The sequence below is a fragment of the Flavobacterium sp. GCM10022190 genome (assembly GCF_042656445.1).
In the GTDB taxonomy this organism is placed as follows: Bacteria; Bacteroidota; Bacteroidia; order Flavobacteriales; family Flavobacteriaceae; genus Flavobacterium; species Flavobacterium nitratireducens.
Genome location: NZ_JBHSOQ010000003.1, coordinates 1 through 20,301, shown reverse-complemented (window position 1 = coordinate 20,301; position 20,301 = coordinate 1). Strand labels below are relative to the sequence as shown.

Sequence of the window (20,301 nt, the reverse complement as noted above, 5' to 3'; positions counted from 1 at the left end):
GATGTGACTTAAAATGTCCCATTGTGTCTATGTGTGTCTATATGTGCCATAAATTGGCCAAAAAAAATATTTTTTTGTATCTTAAGTTTTAAGGTACAAATGAGGTACAAATTTAATCAAACCAACGCTTTAAAACGATAAGTTAATAGAAATAAAAAACGAGCTAAAGTGTTAATTGTGATTGCTTTAACTCGTTTATTTGTTGATGTCTTGTGATATTTAGTTTTGCTATTTGCCGATACAGAAATTAGCGAAAATATTACCCAGCAATTCATCATTTGTAACCTGACCTGTGATGAGCCCAAATTGGTACAAAGCTTCTTTGATATCCAGTGCCATTAAGTCGCTTGAAAGGTTGCTTTCAAGACCATATTTTACTTTCGAAATTTCGTCTAAGGCTTTCAATAAAGAATCATAATGTCTGGTGTTAGTAACAATGGTTTCGTTGTTACGTAATGCACCAGTATTTACAAAAGAGAGTAGTTGGTTTTTTAAATCTTCAACGCCAATTTTTTGTTTAGCACTTAAAAATATTAGTGTAAGGTTTAAAGTTTCAAGTGCTTTGCGAATGTTGTTAATTTCTTCTTCGGATAATAAATCCAATTTATTGATCACAACAACCAAAGGTTTTAATGGAAATTGATTTTTAATTTTTTCAATCTCCACAATATATGCAGAACTTTGAACTTTAAACTTCAAGCTTTCAAATAAATACAAAACGACTTGTGCTTGTTCAATTTTTTCGAAAGTTTTTTTGATTCCAATACTTTCAACTACATCTTTAGTATCGCGTATTCCAGCAGTATCAATAAAACGGAAACCAATTCCGCCAATCGTTAATTCATCCTCAATAGTATCACGAGTGGTTCCGGCAATATCCGAAACAATGGCGCGTTCTTCGTTTAATAAAGCGTTCAAAAGGGTTGATTTCCCTACGTTGGGTTCACCAACAATAGCTACAGGAATCCCGTTTTTAATCACATTACCCACAGCAAAAGAGTCGATAAGACGCTTAAGCACAAATTCAATTCGGTTCAATAATTCGTGAAACTGACTTCGGTCGGCAAATTCTACATCTTCTTCTGCAAAGTCTAATTCCAGTTCAATTAAAGAAGCAAAATTCAATAATTCTTCTCTTAGTTTTGCAATTTCATTTGAAAATCCACCACGCATTTGCTGCATTGCAATTTGGTGAGAAGCTTCGTTGTCTGACGAAATCAAATCGGCAACGGCTTCGGCTTGCGATAAGTCTAGTTTTCCGTTAAGGAAGGCGCGTAGGGTAAATTCGCCCGCATCGGCCATACGACAGCCTTTTCGAAGTAATAATTGAATAATTTGTTGCTGAATATAGGTAGATCCGTGACAAGATATTTCAACGGTATTTTCACCAGTATACGAATTAGGACCTTTGAAAACAGAAACCAATACCTGATCTAAGGTTTTTGTACCATCCACAATATGCCCTAAATGCAGCGTGTGCGATTTTTGCAGGGTTAAATCTTTGTTTTTGATTGATTTAAAAACCGAATTAGCAATACCTATGGCATCTTTTCCTGAAACTCGAATAATGGCTATAGCTCCTGTTCCGGAAGCGGTAGCTAGTGCTACTATAGAATCATTTTTAAGCATTTTTTTCTGTATTGGTTGCAAAGGTACTAAAACTACTCAAGTATCGCTTGGCCTAGAAATATAAAAGTAGTAATTGTTGGGAATTAAGGCGTTAAAATCGTAACTTTATTCTGTGGTTTTGATGTTTAATTTTATATCTGATTTAAATGAAACGAATTTTATTTCCAACCGATTTTTCTGAGACTGCTACTAATGCTTTTGTTCACGCTTTAGAGTTTGCCAATCGAATAGAGGGCGAATTGATTTTATTACATGCCTTTGATTTACCTGTTTTTGATAGTCAATTTTTTCCAGAAAACTACATGTTAATTTATGAATCAGTAGAATTAAGCCAGTTTGAAGTCTTTAAAGAAGAATTACCTAAACTGCATGCCATAGCTCACGAACGCAATTTAGATCATATAAACATGTTGCATCGATTGATGGATGGTAGTTTATTGACCGCTATTGAAAAATCAATAAAAGAAGATCATATTGATTACATTATAATGGGAACCGAAGGGGAGAAAGGTTGGACAGAATTGTTCTTAGGAACCAATACCACAGCAGTGATTTCAGATGTGGATATTCCTGTTTTAAGCATTCCTGCCGTAGCTCAATATAAACCTATTAAAACAATAGGTTTTACGACACGATTTAGACCAAAAGACAAACCAGCCTTGAAAAATGTTGTTGAAATAGCTAAAAAGATGAAGGCAAAAATCAAATGTTTGTATGTTAAAACAGATGCTTCCGATGTTTCAAAAGAAACGATTAAACAATGGGAAGAAGAATTTGCAAATGATCCAGTAGAATTTTCAATCGTATTTAGTGAAGAAGTAAAGGAAAGCATTTTAGATTTTATCCTTTTTAAAGATATCGATATTTTGACCATGTTGACCTATAAACATAATTTCTTTAAAAGTTTGTTTCATCATAGTTTAACTAAGGATTGTGCCTCACATTGGGATGTCCCTATTTTAGTTATCCCTATTCAATGATATTTTAAGCGAATTTCTTTCTTTTATAGTTAAGGCTCTTATATATTTGTAATTCATTTAACTCATTATGAATATATATTCTTCTCATGTTCGTTTATTTACAGACCAATTAAATTCCATCAACAGCAAGTATAATTTTATTAGTTTGTTGCGATTGGGGAGCTTATTAATCTCATTGACTGCAATTTATTATTATTTTCAGCAACATGAAATAATTTGGTTGGGTCTGGCAGCTTTGTTTTTTGTTGGTTTCCTTTTTTTGATGCGAATACATTCTAAGCTTCAGTTTCAAAGAAAAATGAGTCAGGCGCTTTTGGATATTAATACCAATGAGATTACTTTTTTAGAAAGAAAAGGAATTCCTTTCGAAAATGGTGGTGAATTTGTTGATTTCCATCATCCTTATGCCTATGATTTGGATGTTTTTGGGAATAATTCTTTGTTTCAATATTTGAACAGAACGGCTACATTTATTGGAAAAAAAACTTTAGCAGCTAGTTTGTTGCAAAAATCTTCTAATGAGGAAATTCAGAAAAACCAGGAAGCTATCAAGGAATTAACTCAAAAAATAACTTTTCGTCAAGAGTTTTTGGCTTTAGCCAAAGTAACTGAAGATAGCGAAAAGAGCTATCAATCGTTATTGAGTTGGAGTAAATTTAATAGCGAGGATTTGCCAAAGTGGACTGTGCTTTTCTCATTCATAAGTCCACTGTTGTTTCTAATTGCTTTTGTTACCTATTTAATCACTTCCGATTTGCTTCTCCTTAAAAGTTTGAGCTATTTATTTATGATTAATTTAATGGTTTTAGGAAAGTTCTTTAAACGAATTAAAATCGAAATTGCGAGCTCGGATAATATTGATAAAATAATCGGGAATTATGGGCTATTACTCGAAAAAATAGAAAATGAGTCGTTTGAATCCTCTAGGTTAATGGAATTGCAAAAGCAGTTACAACAAAAAGCAGCTCAATCTAGTGCGTATTTAAAACAATTGTCTGAATTGTTTTCTAGAAATGATACTGTTGCAAACCTTTTTACAGCGGTTTTGTTTAATGGAACCTTCTTGTTTAATTTTCATGTTTTAAAAGCGCTTTTAAACTGGAAAAAAGAGCATGCAGCTGATTTAAAAGAATGGTTATCAGTGATTGGTGAATTTGAAAAACTAAATAGCTTGGCTAACTTTTCTTACAATAATCCAGATTTTGCTTATCCGACTTTAACTAATGATTTCAAAATAGATTTTACTAATTTAAGTCATCCTTTGTTGAATCCAGTAAGTAGAGTAGGGAATGATGTCACTTTTCATCCTCAATCTTTTATGATTTTGACTGGTTCTAATATGTCGGGCAAAAGTACTTTTTTGCGAAGCTTAGGAATTAATATGGTTTTGGCAGGAACTGGTTCGGTGGTATGTGCTACTGAAGCTCATGTTCATCCTTTACCTGTTTTGGTTTCTATGCGACTTTCGGATTCTTTATCCGATAGTGAATCCTATTTCTTTGCCGAAATTAAACGTTTAAAACAAATTATGGATGGTTTGACAATTGAACCTGCTTTTGTTTTATTGGACGAAATTTTGAGAGGAACAAATTCGGATGATAAACGAAACGGAACTATTGAAGTGCTAAAAAAAGTAATCTCTATAAAAGCCATTGGTGCAATTGCCACCCATGATATTGAAGTTTGTTTGACTACCAATGAATTTCCAAACGTATTAAGTAATAATTGCTTTGAGGTGGAAATTAAAAACAATGACCTGCATTTTGATTACAAACTTCGTAGTGGAATTTGTAAAAATAAGAGCGCTACATTCTTGATGAAAAAAATGGGGGTTATTTGATTTTTTGTTTATCAAAGACTATTTGAAGAATATCTAGAGTCTAAAGTAATTTTGCGCATTTCATTCGTGAATTCGAGGCTACTAAAAAGCAAAAAAAAACCGCTTTTCAAGGAGGAATCGCGGTTTTTTAAAATATAAAAAATGGTTGGTTAATACGTTTTTGGTGATGCAATGATAAGTAATATATTTTAATATCAAAAATAAAATATACTAAAATTTATCAATATCATTTTTTTTGCTAAAATAAATTAGCTATTTAGCATTACAGGCATTACAAGCATCGTTACAGTTTCACCTTCTTCTAATCCATCAATAGGGGTTAGGATTCCAGCTCGGTTAGGTAAAGACATTTCTAACATTATCATGTCTGATTGTAGGTTCGTCAACATTTCTGTTAGGAAACGAGAATTGTACCCAATTTGCATATCGTCACCTTGGTAATCACAAGTCAATCTTTCTTCTGCTTTGTTAGAATAATCAATATCTTCAGCAGAAACATTCAATTCAGCACCAGCGATTTTTAAACGGATTTGGTGCGTTGTTTTGTTAGAGAAGATAGCTACACGACGAACAGAACTCAAAAACTGAGCACGATCAATCATTAATTTATTAGGGTTTTCTTTTGGAATTACCGCTTCGTAATTTGGATATTTTCCATCAATTAAACGGCACATCAATACGTAATTGTCAAAAGAGAAAGTAGCATTCGAATCGTTGTATTCAATTTTTACTTCTGCATCCGAAGTAGAAAGAATATTTTTTAAGATATTCAAAGGTTTCTTTGGCATAATAAAATCAGCTACGTGTGAAGCAGTAACATCAGTACGAGCATATTTTACTAATTTGTGCGCATCAGTTGCCACGAATGTCAATCCTTGTGGTGAAAACTGGAAGAATACACCTGACATTACAGGACGTAAATCGTCGTTTCCGGCTGCAAAGATTGTTTTGCTTACTGCAGTTGCTAAAACGTCAGCAGGAACTAAAGTAACCGATGGTTCGTCTAAGTTTACCGCTTTTGGGAATTCTTCACCAGGAGCATAAGCTAAAGCATATTTACCAGAATTAGAACTGATTTCTATAGTGTTATTTTCTTCAACGGTAAAAGTAAGTGGTTGTTCTGGGAAAGTTTTTAAGATTTCCAAAAGCAATTTTGCTGGAACAGCAACACTTCCTTTACTTGTAGAATCGATAGACAAAGTGGCTGACATTGTTGTTTCTAAATCAGAAGAAGAAACCGTTAATTCATTATTGTCTAATTCAAATAAGAAGTTATCTAAAATAGGCAAGGTATTGCTACTGTTGATAACACTTCCTAAAACTTGTAATTGTTTTAATAAGTACGAACTCGATACTATAAATTTCATATGAAGATTATTTGTTTTTTTATTGTAATAACTTACGCCAATAGTCTGTTTTTTTCTTTCAGAAATGGAACGATTTAATGTATTCTTTTAAAATATTGAATTTCTTTTTACTGAAATAGTCAATCCTACATTTTTACAAATATATCGTAAACAAATCGAGTATAGAAAAATTTTTATTAACATCTATCGACTGTATTTTCTTTTACGGAAGAAACTAAAAATGACTCCAAAAATCCCTAGAATTAGGATTGGAAGCCCGATAGTTATGACTTGAGTCAGACTATAGTTTTCGCTTACTTTGTCTTTATCTAATAAAGGAAGATCTAAATCTCTGGAACGAATGTTAATAAGTCCAGTATCATCCAAAAGATAATTCACGCAATTCAGTAAAAAATCTTTGTTGTCGTATAAATTTCCAGAACGTTGATCGTATCCCAATTCAACCGGTGCATAATTTTTATCCAATTGGTTTTTGATGATATCCCCATCTGATATTACAATCATTTTGTTCGTTTTTCCAGTAGCTGTAAAATCATTTTGTTTGAATGCTAATACTCTATTTTGGAATGCCGAATTAAAATTTCCTTCTAATAAAACAGCCAAAGGTAAATTTCCAGTATTGATGTAATGATTAGGACTGGTCTCTTCCGTAACACTATTCAAATTAATTTCGGCAGGAGTTCCCACTTTTTTAGAGTATTTAGAAGATTGTAATAAAACCGTTTTTTTAATTCCGTTTTTCAAAGTATCAATTGGATTGGCAAAGTCAAATTTGATTCCGCCTAAATTTTTCACGATGGGGTGTTTGCTTTCAGGAGTAACTAATGGCGCAAATTTCCAATTGAACGTTTGGTATTGAGTTGCACTTCCTTGTTCGCCTGAAGCTAATTTAATTGGGCTTCCATATTCGTCTTTAACGATATCTGGATTAATTCGAACGCCATATTTAAAAAACATATCGTTCAAATTTAGGTTTCTAGGAAAGGCTAATGTGGCACCTGCTTCATTGTACAAACTGTCCATTTCGACCGTAGTTTGCTCCATTAACCACATACTTTTTCCTCCGTTCATCACAAATTGGTCAAGGACTTGTTTTTCGGCATCTGTAAAAGCTTCAGTAGGTTTGGCAATTACCGCCAAATCATACTTTTTCAATGCATCCAGGGTACCGATAGGATTTTTAGCAACCGAATCCAAAGTAAATGGGCCTATGTGGTAGCTTTCTCTAATTTGCAATAAAAATTTGGCAATTCGGATATCCTCAATTTCACCATTTCCTTTGATTACCGCTATCTTTTTTTGTTTTTCTTTGGTAATTTTATTCAATGCATCGGCAATAGAATATTCTAAATGCTGAACCGAACCAATTACTTTTTCAGTCGTAGAAGCCCCCATGATGTTTTTTAGCAAAGGAATATTGACTTCTTTGTTATGATATACCGCAATAGCCCAAGGGAAAACCATTTCTTGCGATTGTTTTCCTTTGTCGTCTACAGTAATGTTTACAGGTGTTAAGCCTTTCATGTATAAGGCTTTGATATTGTTCATGCTTTCGTCCTCGTTTTCCAACGGATTGACAAATTCGAATACAATATTGGAATTATATGCTTGGAATTCTTCCAGTAATTCTTTGGTTTCTTGTTGTAATCTTCGGAATTCAGCAGGCAAATCACCTTCCATGTAAATTTTGACAGAAAGTGGTTCTTTAATTTGTTTGATAATGTCTAAAGAAGTTTGCGAAAGCGTGTAGCGATGATCTTTTGTTAAGTCAAATCGATGAAAAAAGGAGTTACCAATGAAGTTGATGACTAACAAAACGGCAACAATAATAAATACCGATTTTAGATTTCTTTTTTTTGCTGCTATCATTATAATTGGTATGATTTAAGTTGGTAAACAGTAAACGAAAGAAAAGCTATAGTTACACTAATGAAATAGGTTAAATCGCGTGTGTCAATTACACCACGACTCATACTTTTAAAATGATTTTGCATACCTAAAGCAGAAATTTTGGAAGAAAGAGCAGGGACAATAGTTGCAAATCCTTCAAAACCAAAATAAAAAAAGAAACATAAAAACACGGCTAAAATAAATGCTACAATTTGATTATCGGATAGGGTAGAAGTAAAAATTCCAATTGCGGAATAAGCGGCAATTAAAAATAATAATCCGAAATAAGATCCAATGGTGCTTCCCATATCGATATTTCCTTCAGGCATTCCTAAACTAGAAATCACTACTACATAAATATAACTTGGAATAATAGCAATGACGATTAGTAGTAAAGCACCAAAAAACTTTCCATTAACGATTTGCCATATTGATAAAGGTTTGGTTAAGAGAAGTTCTAGTGTTCCTTGTTTTTTTTCATCCGAAAAACTACGCATTGTTACCGCAGGGATTAAGAAAATTAAAATCCAAGGTGCTAGACTGAAAAAAGGAGTCATATCGGCAAATCCTGAATTTAGAATATTGTATTCGCCTTCAAATACCCAAAGGAACAATCCGTTGATGATAAGAAAAATAGCGATAACTAAATAGCCTATTGGCGAACCAAAAAAGGTTTTAATTTCACGTAATAATAGGGCTTTCATATATTGAGTTATGGGTTTTGAGTTATGAGTTGTGAGTTATTAGTTGTGTTTTTTTTTACTTCAAAAATCTTAAATCGTTAATCATTAATCTAAAATCTTAATTCTTAAATTCTATCGAAACTACATCACGGTAATTGAGTCCTAACAAACTACTTGCGGAACCAATTTTAGAAGGATTACTTCTGAAAATGGCAATTTCGAGATAGCCTGCTTCGTTAAAAATGGCTAATTTCTCTCCTTCATAATTCTTAATCGGGTATTTATCCGAAATTGCAATTGCCGAATAATTCGGTAATATAGTTTTGATGTTTTTGGTCTTCATTTGGATTTCATAAGGACGTCCTTTAGCAACTTCCAGAAATTGTTTTTTAGTGATATTCGTTACCACATTTCCAAAATGATCAATATATATAACATGACCTTTAAGACTGTTGTTATCATTAGCAACAACGGCTTTTAGTTCGGTCACTTCTTTTACAGTGTTAATCTCTCTTCCAATAACATTTAGTAAGCCGCCTCTGGCAATATGGCAAGCCACAGTTACAAAAACGTCCAAGCCAGAAGCATCACTTGGTAAACGGTCATGGATATTGATGGCTACAATTTTTTGCGGAACAATTTTTTGCGAAAGCATGCTTAAAATTCCGTTATCGGCAGCAATAAAATAAGAATCGTTCCATTGCATCACAATATGAAGATTCTCCTTATTTAATTCCATATCGACCCCAATAAGATGAACTGTTCCTTTGGGAAAACTGGAATAAGAAGCACTGATTATGTAGCTGGCTTCTACAATGTTAAAGGGATCTATATCGTGCGAAATATCAATAATTTGGGCTTCTGGATACTCAGATAAAATTTTCCCTTTTAGCGAACCAACAAAGTGGTCTTTCAAGCCATAATCGGTAGTAAGGGTAATTATTGACATATTTTTGTTTATAACTAATGGTGAATTCTAAAATTAATTTTCATTAAATTTGAGATATGCAAAGCTAATAATAGTAATTTCAAAATTGCAAAAAAGCCAAAATAAATTCTAATTAGTAACCAAATAAAACCAAGATGAAAAGCATTTTGGAGGAGTTTTAAAATTGATTAAGTAAAACTGTAAAATTATACCCTTTGAACGAAAGAATTATCGAGCTCATAGACATCGCTCCAAAAGAGTTTTGGGGTGCTCAAGACACTCATCTTGAAACCATTAAAAAATATTATCCAAAATTAAAAATAGTTGCCAGAGGAACAACTATCAAAGCATTTGGAGAAAAAGACATATTGGACGAGTTCGAAAGGCGTTTTCAAAGATTGATGCTTCATTTTACCCGTTACAACAATATTGATGATAATGTTATTGAACGTGTTATTTTAGGAGACCCTCAGGACGACAAAAAAATGAGTCCAAATGACAAAATTTTAGTGCATGGAGTAGGTGGTAAAATTGTGAAAGCAATGACGCCTAATCAACAATTATTAGTCGATACTATTAACAAAAATGACATGGTTTTTGCAGTAGGGCCAGCAGGAACAGGTAAAACGTATACTGGTGTTGCCATGGCTGTAAAAGCTTTAAAAGAGAAACAAGTAAAACGAATAATTTTAACAAGACCAGCCGTAGAAGCAGGAGAGAATCTGGGTTTTCTTCCTGGTGATATGAAAGAAAAACTAGACCCGTACATGCAACCTTTGTATGATGCTTTGCGCGATATGATTCCGAATGAAAAATTAGAAGATTATATTGCCAAAGGAATTATTCAAATTGCACCATTAGCTTTCATGCGTGGACGAACTTTAGATAATGCTTTTGTAATTCTGGATGAAGCTCAAAACACTACGCATTCGCAAATGAAAATGTTTTTGACTCGTATGGGTAAAAACGCCAAATTTATGGTTACTGGTGACCCTGGACAGGTAGATTTACCACGCAGAACAATATCTGGACTTAAAGAAGCGTTATTGGTTTTGAAAGATATTGAAGGGATTGGAATTATTTATCTAGATGATAAAGATATTGTAAGACATCGATTAGTTAAAAAGATTATTGACGCTTATAAATATACCGAAAACGTTGATTAAAGAATTATAATAACTTAAAATATCATGTAGCTACGACCCTAATCAGGGTCGTAGTTTTTTAATAAAAACAGTAAACTATTGAAGAACGTAATTATAACAGGAGCAGCAACAGGAATAGGAAAGGAATTAGCTTTGCATTTTGCAAAAAATAATTGGAATGTTATCGCTACAATGCTCTGTTTAGAAGAGGGAATTGAACTCAAGAATAAGACTAATATTCATTGTTATATTATAGATGTTACTTCAACAATTAGTATCGAAAATGCTAAAGAGCAAATTCTTGCTGATTTCGAAAGAATAGATGTTGTAATAAATAATGCAGGAATAGGCTATAGAAGTTTTGTGGAATTTTCTGAGGATGAGCAAATTAAACATATTGTCGATGTCAATTGGTTAGGAGTAGTTAAAGTTTGCCGAGCATTTACTCCGGTTTTTAGAAAACAAGAAAAAGGACATTTTATCAATATTTCGTCAATTGCTGGTCTGGTCAATTTGCCATTGGGTAGTTTTTATCATTCTACCAAGCATGCTGTGGAGAGTTTTTCAGAATGTATGGCTTATGAACTCATGAATTTTAATATTAGTGTTTCTACGGTTCAATTTGGAAATACACCTTCTAATTTTCAAAAAAATGTATCCAAATGTAAAACCACTCCTTTAAAATGTTATAACGAATTAATGCTTAAAATTAGTCATATTGTTGAAGGTAAAACCAAAAAGAATACCGATTTGAAACAATCAATTATTGAAAAAGTATTAAAAATTGCCGAAAATCCACCCAAGAAGTTTAAACGCAACACTATTGGTTTTGATGCTAATGCGCTCAATATCCTTCGCAATTTTTTAGGGTATCAATTGTTTGGGAGAATAATTAGGTATCGAGTTTTTGGGCTTCGTTTTAAGTAAAAAATAAGGTAAGCATACGTTAATTTGCTGTTATTTCAAGAGTGTTAGACGTCGACTTCAAAGCATTTTAGGTATTTTTGCAAAGAATAAGAGTAAATGAATTTATGATAAAAGAAAATATTAAAGTCATTGTTAGTGACTTAGACGGAACTTTATTGAACAGTGACCACCGAATTTCAGAATACACCAAACAGGTTTTTAATGAATTATGCCGTCAAAATTATCTAATCATTGTTGCTACAGGTCGTCATCATCTTGATGCAATGTCAATTGTTTCTTCTTTGGGTTTTCCTGTATATTTAGTTACTTCTAATGGAGCCCGTATCCATGCACCCAATAAAGAATTGATATTTGCTACAAATATGGATAGAGAAGCTGTAAAATCAGTGATGCAAATGGAGATCCCTGATGAATATACTTCAGTTCTTTTTAAAGAAAATGTCTGGCAAACCAATAAACATGATAGTAAATTATTAGAATTTCAAAAAGAATTAACCTACGTTCCTGAACTAGTTAATTACAAAGAAATGAACGATTTTGAAGCTATAAAAATATTTTTCAAACACGATAGTCATGCCAAATTATTAGAGTTAAGGGAAAGTATATTAGAAAAACATCCAGATACTTTTAGTCACGCCTTTAGTTTACCACATTGTTTAGAATTCATGAATAAAAATGTGGATAAAAGTGTGGCTATTGGTCAAATTCTTGAAATTGAAGGCTATGAATTTCATCAAACTATAGCTTTTGGTGATGGTTACAACGACGAAGGAATGTTGAATGCAACGGCCAAAGGATTATTGATGGGAAATGCACCAGATAGTTTGAAAAATAAATTACCCCATCTAGAAGTGATTTCTAAAAACCACGAAGATGGAGTTGCTAATTATATTGCAGATAAAATTCTAAATAATATAAGCTTAGAAACGGAATAAGTACTTCTGATTTTTTTTTTTTGGAACACTGATTAAAGAAATTGACACTGATTCAATTGAATAATAATCTGCGGAAATCTGCGTGAACTTATTTAGGCACGCAGATATAAGCAGATTTTTTTTTTTGATTTTCATTTATGAAATAACTTATTTGTACTTTTTATTCTCTTCAATAAGTTTTTAAAAACTTCAATGACTTATATGGTTATAAAAACAAGAAAGTCGATAAATAATATTTTGAGAGTTTAGCAGTACTTTCTTTATCATTCTATTCAAAATAATCCTAAATTTGCATTCATATTAAATAATCTCAATTCAATTTACATGAGTAATACAATCACTACCACTAATTTTAATTTTCCTGGTCAAAAATCGGTTTATAGAGGAAAAGTAAGAGAGGTTTACAATATCAACGACGAATTATTAGTAATGGTGGCAACCGACAGGCTTTCGGCTTTTGATGTGGTTTTGCCAAAAGGAATTCCTTATAAAGGACAAATCCTAAACCAAATTGCTACAAAATTCATGGAACTAACTCAGGATATTGTGCCAAACTGGTTGATTGCTACTCCGGATCCTAGTGTTGCTGTTGGTCATTTGTGTGAGCCATTCAAAGTAGAAATGGTAATTCGTGGGTATTTGTCAGGTCATGCTTCTCGTGAGTATGCTGCCGGAAAAAGAACACTTTGCGGTGTAGCTTTAGCAGAAGGTTTGAAAGAAAATGATAAATTCCCAGAACCAATTATTACGCCTACTACAAAAGCAGATAATGGTGAACATGATGCAGATATTTCCAGAGAAGCTATTTTAGCAAAAGGAATTGTGACTGAAGAAGATTATTTGGTTTTAGAAAAATATACGAGAGCTTTATTTCAAAGAGGAACTGAAATTGCTGCCAGTCGTGGATTGATTTTAGTAGATACTAAATATGAATTTGGAAAAACGAAAGACGGTCAGATTGTTTTAATTGACGAAATTCATACTCCGGATTCTTCTCGTTATTTTTATGCGGAAGGTTACGAAGAAAGACAGGCAAAAGGAGAGGAGCAAAAACAATTATCAAAAGAGTTTGTACGTCGTTGGTTAATTGAAAATGGATTTCAAGGAAAAGAAGGACAACAAATTCCTAATATGACTGACGAATATATCGAAACAGTATCCGATAGATATATTGAATTATATGAAAATATCATTGGAGAAAAATTTGTAAAAGCAGATATTTCGAACATCAATGAGAGAATAGAGAAGAATGTTGTTGCTTATTTGTCTAGTTTATAATCTTGATTTAAAAATTTTAAAGACATAAAAAAAAGGTTTGAAAAGTAATTTTCAAACCTTTTTTTATACAACTATTTTAATCTAAAGTTTATCAAAAAAACATGTAAAATAGATTAGGGTATTTTACTAATTGGGTGTACTTATTTGAAGGCTAAAGAAAAATCACTTAACAAAGACAAACCAATCTATAAATAATGAAAAAAACTCATGTTGTTTTATCTGAAGTGTTTTCAGGAAATCGTTTAATTATCTTTTCTATAGGAGTGATTTATTTTGTCTTTGGAGTATTAAAATTTTTTCCAAATTTTAGTCCCGCAGAAGATATTGCAAAAAAAACGATAGATGTTTTAATAAATAATGGTGTTCATTCGGATATTTCATATTTGGTTTTGGCTATGTGGGAGACCTTAATAGGTTTGTTTTTTATTTTAAATTATAAACAACGAATAACAACAATTTTAGCGATCATCCATTTAAGTTTTACATTCTCGGTTTTTTTTATTTTTCCGGAACTTTCTTTTAATAAAAGTTCTTTTAGTTTTACTTTATTAGGACAGTATGTGGTTAAAAATATTATTATTGTATGTGTTCTTATAAATTTGTTAAGAAATAATACAGAAGATAATCATTGATTTTTATTACCGAAGTTAATTTTGAAATTGAATTTACAGTTTTTGTAAATACTTATCCTGTGTTTTAGATAATAGAATTAAAGCTAAAACAGCTCCTATTGTAGCAAACAACATATCCGATTGCGTGTCCCAAACATCGCCTTGTGTTCCTAAAAAGGCATCACCACCTTCTCCAGTTGCTAAAGAAACAAACCATTCAATCCATTCGTAAGCAGCGCTAATAGCAAGACAAATACAAACGATGATAAAATTAAAAAACTGTTTATTAGCAATTACTTTTTTTCTTATAAATAACTCCCTTATAATCATGGCAGGAATAAAGCCCTGAGCAAAATGACCTACTTTGTCATAATTGTTTCTACTTTGATGAAATGTTTCTTTAATTGTATCAAAAAAAGGTACTTCGGCATAGGTATAATGTCCGCCAATAAATAAGATTATACAATGAATAAGAATTAGAAAGTAAGTAAAATTAGTAAATCTAAATTTGTTATATGTTGCGAGTAAGATTGCAAATCCAATGATTGTAGGAATGATTTCTAGAAAACAGGTAAAACTCTCTTTAGGATTGATTATTGACCAGGAAAAGAATCCTATAAAGGTGAGGAGCATTAAATAGATTGACTTCATAGCTATGGATAAAAAGTAAATGTATAAAAAAACCTCGGAATTACTATTTCCGAGGTTTAAGTTTGATTTGGTTTTTATTAAAGTGCCGTTATAATAAATTCACTTCTTCTGTTCATTTGGTGTTCTTCTTCAGAACATTTTACTCCATCCGCACATTGGTTAACTAATTGATTTTCTCCGTAACCTTTACCTGTTAATCGATCAGCATTTACACCATTTTTGATTAACCAACTGATGGTTGATTTTGCTCTTCGATCTGATAAGGCTTCATTGTATTTATGGGAAGCACGACTATCCGTATGTGAACGAATATCTAATTTCATAGTAGGATATTGATTTAGTACATCTAGTATTTTTTCTAAATCAAGAGCTGCTTCGGTTCTAATGTTAGACTTGTCTAAGTCGAAATAAATATTTTTGATTCCAAAACATTTTCCTAAATCATCTCCAATGGTTACTTTACATTGGTCTTTTTCCAGTGGAATAGGTAAGTAGGTTCTACCATTTTCATATGGAATTGTGATTTGTTTTTCATTAGTACCATAGTCTTCTTTTTCAGCTCTTACCGTGTACATTTTTCCACATTCTACCGTAAAACTATAGTTTCCTTTGTCATCTGTATTAAATGTTTTGATAAGATTCATTTTCTTGTCAAACAACGTAACTTTTGCATTGGCTAAAGGTAATTTAGAGTCAAGATCTGTTACTTCACCATATAATTCTTGTTCGCAAGTGAGTTTTCTAGTTTCTAAAAATTTATAAATATCATCATATCCAAGACCACCATCTCTATTTGATGAAAGGAATCCTTTTCTTGTTTTGCTGTCAATTAAGTATGCAAAATCATCTTTAGAGGAGTTTGCTTCCATTCCAATATTCTGAACCCTATTCAAGGTACCGTCATCATTGATTTTTGATACAAAGATATCTAGTCCTCCAACTCCTGGATGTCCGTCAGATGAAAAATAAAGTTCATTTTCTTCACTCACAAAAGGAAAAGTTTCTCTTCCTTCAGTGTTTATCGTAGGGCCTAAATTTACAGGTGTGCCAAAAGTTCCATCTTCATTAATTTGTACTTTGAAAATGTCTGACATTCCTAATGTACCTGGCATATCTGATGCAAAGTATAATGTTTTTTCATCAGGGCTTAAAGTTGGGTGAGCCGTGCTATAATTATTACTGTCAAAAGGGAGCTCTTGGATATTAGTCCAATTTTCACCATCTAATGTAGCTTTATAGATTTTGATTAAAGTAATCCCATTATCATTTTTACCTTTTTTACCATCCATATAATTATTTCGAGTAAAATAAACGGTTTTACCGTCTTTAGTAAATACGGGAGTGGCTTCATTAAATTTTGAATTTAATTTACGAAAAGCCTTCACTGGATTATTAGGAGACATGTTTTCATCTAAATCAGCACTGTACAAGTTAGTAAAATGTTGGTCCGTCCAAGTGTGTTTTCTTTGACCTAAACTTCCGGTATCTCTAGCAGATGTAAAAACAACTTTGTTATTATAGAGACTAGAACCGTAATCGGAGTATTTAGAATTAATACCTGCATTTTCTATCTTGAATCGTCCTGAATTAGCTTTTATTTCATCAAGATAATTAGTGTTTTGTTTGAAAAGTTTCGCTCTACTATCATTAGCTGAAATTTTATCAAATTCTTTTAGAACTTCATCTGCTTTTTTATTTTCACCAATTGCTCTTAAGGATTGTGCGTAACGGTAATAATAAGTAGGTTCTATTGTAGTTTCGGGCATAGCAAAAAGTTCAGCATACCATTTTACCGCTTTATCTAATTCACCATTAAAATAATAAGCATTTCCTATTTTTTGAAACATAGGAGCCGACTTGTATCCTTTTTCGGCAACTTTTTCATAGGTTTTAATAGCGTCTATATAAGCATAGTTGTCGTACTTTTTATCGGCATTAGCTAACTTAGCTTTTTGGGAATAAATGTTAAATGAAAAAACACTTATCATAGCTATACAAAGGAGTATATTTTTTTTCATGATAGTAGTATTTAGAAGAATCTTGGAGTTGTGATTTTATTATTCTTTTTGAAAATTTCATATCTCAAGAAAACTTCATGTGAACCCGAGTTATAATTATCCAATTTTGTTGTTTCTAAATCGTATCCATATCCAATATATAATGCATCCGATACCTGAAATCCTGCCATAGCACTTGTCGATGCACTCCATCGGTAGGCTAGTCCTAAAGTAAATTTGTCACTTATCAAGAAGTTACCTGAAACATCCACTTGTAATGGAGACCCTTGAACCATTTTAGTTAATAATGCAGGTTTAAATTTAAGATTGTAATTTAAATCAAATACATATCCTGCAATGAAATAAAAATTCATTTTCTCTTTATTTACTTTTCTGTCATTATCATTGTAAACGTTAGATTCTAGAAAATTTGGGATAGATAATCCTAAATAGGCCTTATCAGAATGTAGATAAACACCAGCTCCAATGTTTGGAGATATTTTGTTGTTGTATCCTTGCAAATAAGGATCTGGCTGTTCCGCATTAAGTTTGTTGATATTCAGATCAAACATGTTTACAGAAGCTTTAATACCAAAAGAAAGTTTCATCGTTTCAGAAGTAGGTACTGTGTATGATAAGTCTGTTGAAATATTATTTTCTGTAGTTGGTCCAATTTTATCATTGATAATAGAAACTCCTAAACCCATTCTGCTGCTGTTAAAAGGAGTATTTATCGAAACTGCATTAGTAGTAGGAGCACCATCTAATCCTACCCACTGAGATCTATGTAAAGCGAAGATACTCATCGCTCCTCTAGATCCAGCATATGCAGGATTAACGTTTATAGTGTTGTACATGTATTGGGTAAATTGAGCATCTTGTTGCGCATAGCTTACCGCGGCTGTAAACATTAAACCGATTAGTAGTAGTTTTGTTCTCATTTGGTTTCTTTTTTTTATCCAGAGGCTTGTTTAAAGCCTCTGGTATGTTAGAATTGGAGTTTATTATCTAGTTAGGTATAAATATCCTTGTTGTTTATTAGGAATTAATTCACCTTGTAAACCAACAGATGTATAATTCAAGATATAGAAGTAAGTACCTGTAGGTAAACCTGCAGATTTATCAATAGTTACTCTTCCTTCAGAGAACCCTTTAAATGACTTGTCTGAGTTATTGTAACCTTTGGTTTCATAAACTAATACTCCCCATCTATTATAGATTTCAACTGTGTTTTCTGGATAACAAATAGTATCTTCAAGATTGTCAATTTTGAATACTTCATTAGTTCCGTCTCCATTTGGAGTGAAAGCATTGTGAACTAGAATAGTTCCACAACCTAATACTAAACCACAATCTAAATCAGTAACAGGAATTGTCACAAAATAACTTAAAGGACACTGACCAACTGTTACTTGATATTCAAATGTGTAGCTTCCTGTTGGAACATTAAACGGTTTAAATTCATTATTGTTTAATGCATTTGTATTATCATCTATCCAAGTTCCATTTAATGGAGTACCTGATGGAAGATAACCATTTAAATTAATAATTTCAGTACGATCCGTGTTACAAACAGCTTCTATATTTATAGGTTCTATTGCTGCAGGTTGTCCAATAGTAACTGAATTAGATTGAGAAGAACAATTATCAGTGACAGTAAGGGTATAAGTTCCAGCAGGAAGATTATTTACAGTTGCCGTAGTTCCTACAACAGAGTTTGAAGCATTTTTCCAAGAATAAGTTACCGTTCCTACAGCATTAGTTACTGCACCAGCAGTTACCGAACCTGAACTATCACCATAACATGTTGCATCTGTTTTAGAAGATACAGCTAAGGCAAGAGGATTAGCAGGTTGTCCAATAGTAACCGAATTAGATTGAGAAGAACAATTATCAGTAACAGTAAGTGTATACGTTCCAGCAGGAAGGTTGTTTACTGTTGCTGTAGTTCCTACAACAGAGTTTGAAGCATTTTTCCAAGAGTATGTTACCGTTCCTACAGCATTAGCTACCGCACCAGCAGTTACCGAACCAGTACTAGCACCATAGCAAGAAGCATCTGTTTTAGATGAAACAGCTAAAGCTAATGGATTAGCAGGTTGTCCAATAGTAACCGAATTAGATTGAGAAGAACAATTATCAGTAACAGTAAGGGTATACGTTCCAACAGGAAGGTTGTTAACTGTTGCTGTAGTTCCTACAACAGAGTTTGAAGCATTTTTCCAAGAATAAGTTACCGTTCCTACAGCATTGGTCACCGCACCAGCAGTTACCGAACCAGTACTAGCACCATAGCAAGAAGCATCTGTTTTAGATGAAACAGCTAAAGCTAATGGATTAGCAGGTTGTCCAATAGTAACCGAATTAGATTGAGAAGAACAATTATCAGTAACAGTAAGTGTATAAACTCCAGCAGGAAGATTATTTACTGTTGCTGTAGTTCCTACAACAGAATTCGCAGCATTTTTCCAAGAGTAAGTTACCGTTCCTACAGCATTAGTTACTGCACCAGCAGTTACCGAACCAGTACTAGCACCATAGCAAGAAGCATCTGTTTTAGATGAAACAGCTAAAGCTAATGGATTAGCAGGTTCAGAGATTGTTACATCGATAGTTGTTGAACAACCTTTAGAGTCAGTAACAGTGAAAGTATGTACACCAGCTGTTAAACCAGTTTGATCAGGAGTGATTGTATATCCAGCAGTTCCCCCAGCAGGAGTAATCACAACCGAACCATCGTTACCTCCTTTACAAGACACATTTACTTGGTTAGAAGCCGTAGCAGATAAAGCATTTTCAGGTTCAGAGATGGTTACATCGATAGTTGTTTTACAACCTTTAGAGTCAGTAACAGTGAAAGTATGTATACCAGCTGTTAAACCAGTTTGATCAGGAGTGATTGTATATCCAGCAGTTCCCCCAGCAGGAGTAATCACAACCGAACCATCGTTACCACCTTTACAAGACACATTTACTTGGTTAGAAGCCGTAGCAGATAAAGCATTTTCAGGTTCAGAGATTGTTACATCGATAGTTGTTTTACAACCTTTAGCATCAGTAACAGTGAAAGTATGTACACCAGCTGTTAAACCAGTTTGATCAGGAGTGATTGTATATCCAGCAGTTCCCCCAGCAGGAGTAATCACAACCGAACCATCGTTACCACCTTTACAAGACACATTTACTTGGTTAGAAGCCGTAGCTGATAAAGCGTTTTCAGGTTGAGTAATAGTTACCGCTTGAGTAGTAGTACAACCGTTAGCATCTTTGATAGTTACAGTATAAGAACCAGCAGCTAAAGAGTCGAAAGTACCGCTAGTACCGAAAGTAGTACCGTCGATAGCATAAGTATAAGGAGCAGTACCATTAGCACCAGCCACAGTCACACTACCAGAGTTGTTTCCGTAGCAATCCACATTGGTTTGAGCAGCTATAGAAGC

Annotated in this window: 16 protein-coding genes; 7 read left to right on the top strand and 9 right to left on the bottom strand. The window is 32.9% G+C overall.

What is annotated here, in order from left to right; genetic code table 11:
• Positions 1-228 precede the first annotated feature (228 nt).
• Positions 229-1,629 (bottom strand): tRNA uridine-5-carboxymethylaminomethyl(34) synthesis GTPase MnmE, encoded by a 1,401-nt coding sequence (gene mnmE / locus ACFPTQ_RS10370; protein ID WP_379777256.1) that lies wholly within the window; start codon positions 1,627-1,629, stop codon positions 229-231.
• Between the two features lie 146 nt (positions 1,630-1,775).
• On the opposite strand from mnmE, the gene ACFPTQ_RS10365 reads away from it, so the two are divergent.
• Positions 1,776-2,609 (top strand): universal stress protein, encoded by an 834-nt coding sequence (locus ACFPTQ_RS10365; RefSeq protein ID WP_379777254.1) that lies wholly within the window; start codon positions 1,776-1,778, stop codon positions 2,607-2,609.
• Positions 2,610-2,676: 67 nt separating this feature from the next.
• A complete protein-coding gene (locus tag ACFPTQ_RS10360) occupies positions 2,677-4,449 on the top strand; it encodes a MutS-related protein (RefSeq protein ID WP_379777252.1) in 1,773 nt (590 codons plus the stop codon).
• A gap of 248 nt (positions 4,450-4,697) precedes the next feature.
• On the opposite strand, the gene dnaN is transcribed toward ACFPTQ_RS10360, so the two are convergent.
• The 4 genes from dnaN to ACFPTQ_RS10340 form a co-directional block, all read right to left on the bottom strand.
• A complete protein-coding gene (dnaN, locus tag ACFPTQ_RS10355) occupies positions 4,698-5,816 on the bottom strand; it encodes a DNA polymerase III subunit beta (protein WP_379777250.1) in 1,119 nt (372 codons plus the stop codon).
• Between the two features lie 183 nt (positions 5,817-5,999).
• A complete protein-coding gene (gene gldG / locus ACFPTQ_RS10350; RefSeq protein ID WP_379777248.1) occupies positions 6,000-7,685 on the bottom strand; it encodes a gliding motility-associated ABC transporter substrate-binding protein GldG in 1,686 nt (561 codons plus the stop codon).
• A complete protein-coding gene (gldF, locus tag ACFPTQ_RS10345) occupies positions 7,685-8,410 on the bottom strand; it encodes a gliding motility-associated ABC transporter permease subunit GldF (RefSeq protein ID WP_379777246.1) in 726 nt (241 codons plus the stop codon). Before gldF ends, gldG begins: the two co-directional genes overlap by 1 nt.
• Positions 8,411-8,507: 97 nt before the next feature.
• On the bottom strand, positions 8,508-9,338 hold the full coding sequence (locus ACFPTQ_RS10340; RefSeq protein WP_379777244.1) for an SAM hydrolase/SAM-dependent halogenase family protein: 831 nt from the start codon (positions 9,336-9,338) through the stop codon (positions 8,508-8,510).
• A 194-nt stretch (positions 9,339-9,532) separates the two neighbouring features.
• Between ACFPTQ_RS10340 and ACFPTQ_RS10335 the strand changes: the two genes are divergently transcribed.
• The 5 genes from ACFPTQ_RS10335 to ACFPTQ_RS10315 all read left to right on the top strand — a co-directional run bounded on the left by ACFPTQ_RS10335 (position 9,533) and on the right by ACFPTQ_RS10315 (position 14,234).
• Entirely contained in the window at positions 9,533-10,483 is a 951-nt protein-coding gene (locus ACFPTQ_RS10335; RefSeq protein ID WP_379777242.1) for a PhoH family protein, read from the top strand.
• 78 nt (positions 10,484-10,561) lie between these two features.
• Positions 10,562-11,389, top strand: a complete 828-nt coding sequence (locus ACFPTQ_RS10330) for an SDR family NAD(P)-dependent oxidoreductase (protein ID WP_379777240.1) — start codon at positions 10,562-10,564, stop codon at positions 11,387-11,389.
• A 104-nt stretch (positions 11,390-11,493) separates the two neighbouring features.
• On the top strand, positions 11,494-12,324 hold the full coding sequence (locus ACFPTQ_RS10325) for a Cof-type HAD-IIB family hydrolase (protein WP_379777238.1): 831 nt from the start codon (positions 11,494-11,496) through the stop codon (positions 12,322-12,324).
• A gap of 324 nt (positions 12,325-12,648) precedes the next feature.
• Complete coding sequence (locus ACFPTQ_RS10320) at positions 12,649-13,602, top strand: phosphoribosylaminoimidazolesuccinocarboxamide synthase (protein ID WP_379777236.1); 954 nt, start codon at positions 12,649-12,651, stop codon at positions 13,600-13,602.
• A 194-nt stretch (positions 13,603-13,796) separates the two neighbouring features.
• Positions 13,797-14,234 (top strand): doxx family protein, encoded by a 438-nt coding sequence (locus ACFPTQ_RS10315; protein ID WP_379777234.1) that lies wholly within the window; start codon positions 13,797-13,799, stop codon positions 14,232-14,234.
• A 33-nt stretch (positions 14,235-14,267) separates the two neighbouring features.
• Here the strand turns inward: ACFPTQ_RS10315 and ACFPTQ_RS10310 are convergent, their stop codons facing one another.
• From ACFPTQ_RS10310 to ACFPTQ_RS10295, 4 genes are all read right to left on the bottom strand, one after another.
• On the bottom strand, positions 14,268-14,864 hold the full coding sequence (locus ACFPTQ_RS10310; protein ID WP_379777232.1) for a DUF2238 domain-containing protein: 597 nt from the start codon (positions 14,862-14,864) through the stop codon (positions 14,268-14,270).
• Between the two features lie 77 nt (positions 14,865-14,941).
• On the bottom strand, positions 14,942-16,882 hold the full coding sequence (locus ACFPTQ_RS10305; RefSeq protein WP_379777230.1) for an OmpA family protein: 1,941 nt from the start codon (positions 16,880-16,882) through the stop codon (positions 14,942-14,944).
• Between the two features lie 11 nt (positions 16,883-16,893).
• On the bottom strand, positions 16,894-17,802 hold the full coding sequence (locus tag ACFPTQ_RS10300; RefSeq protein WP_379777228.1) for a type IX secretion system membrane protein PorP/SprF: 909 nt from the start codon (positions 17,800-17,802) through the stop codon (positions 16,894-16,896).
• 63 nt (positions 17,803-17,865) lie between these two features.
• The coding region (locus ACFPTQ_RS10295) for a gliding motility-associated C-terminal domain-containing protein (protein WP_379777225.1) at positions 17,866-20,301 on the bottom strand (2,436 nt) is incomplete at its 5' end.

Coding starts and splice junctions, on each gene's coding strand:
- mnmE (WP_379777256.1), bottom strand. CDS start 1,629: ATGCTTAAAAATGATTCTATAGTAGCACTAGCTACCGCTTCCGGAACA.
- ACFPTQ_RS10365 (WP_379777254.1), top strand. CDS start 1,776: ATGAAACGAATTTTATTTCCAACCGATTTTTCTGAGACTGCTACTAAT.
- ACFPTQ_RS10360 (WP_379777252.1), top strand. CDS start 2,677: ATGAATATATATTCTTCTCATGTTCGTTTATTTACAGACCAATTAAAT.
- dnaN (WP_379777250.1), bottom strand. CDS start 5,816: ATGAAATTTATAGTATCGAGTTCGTACTTATTAAAACAATTACAAGTT.
- gldG (WP_379777248.1), bottom strand. CDS start 7,685: ATGATAGCAGCAAAAAAAAGAAATCTAAAATCGGTATTTATTATTGTT.
- gldF (WP_379777246.1), bottom strand. CDS start 8,410: ATGAAAGCCCTATTATTACGTGAAATTAAAACCTTTTTTGGTTCGCCA.
- ACFPTQ_RS10340 (WP_379777244.1), bottom strand. CDS start 9,338: ATGTCAATAATTACCCTTACTACCGATTATGGCTTGAAAGACCACTTT.
- ACFPTQ_RS10325 (WP_379777238.1), top strand. CDS start 11,494: ATGATAAAAGAAAATATTAAAGTCATTGTTAGTGACTTAGACGGAACT.
- ACFPTQ_RS10320 (WP_379777236.1), top strand. CDS start 12,649: ATGAGTAATACAATCACTACCACTAATTTTAATTTTCCTGGTCAAAAA.
- ACFPTQ_RS10315 (WP_379777234.1), top strand. CDS start 13,797: ATGAAAAAAACTCATGTTGTTTTATCTGAAGTGTTTTCAGGAAATCGT.
- ACFPTQ_RS10310 (WP_379777232.1), bottom strand. CDS start 14,864: ATGAAGTCAATCTATTTAATGCTCCTCACCTTTATAGGATTCTTTTCC.
- ACFPTQ_RS10305 (WP_379777230.1), bottom strand. CDS start 16,882: ATGAAAAAAAATATACTCCTTTGTATAGCTATGATAAGTGTTTTTTCA.
- ACFPTQ_RS10300 (WP_379777228.1), bottom strand. CDS start 17,802: ATGAGAACAAAACTACTACTAATCGGTTTAATGTTTACAGCCGCGGTA.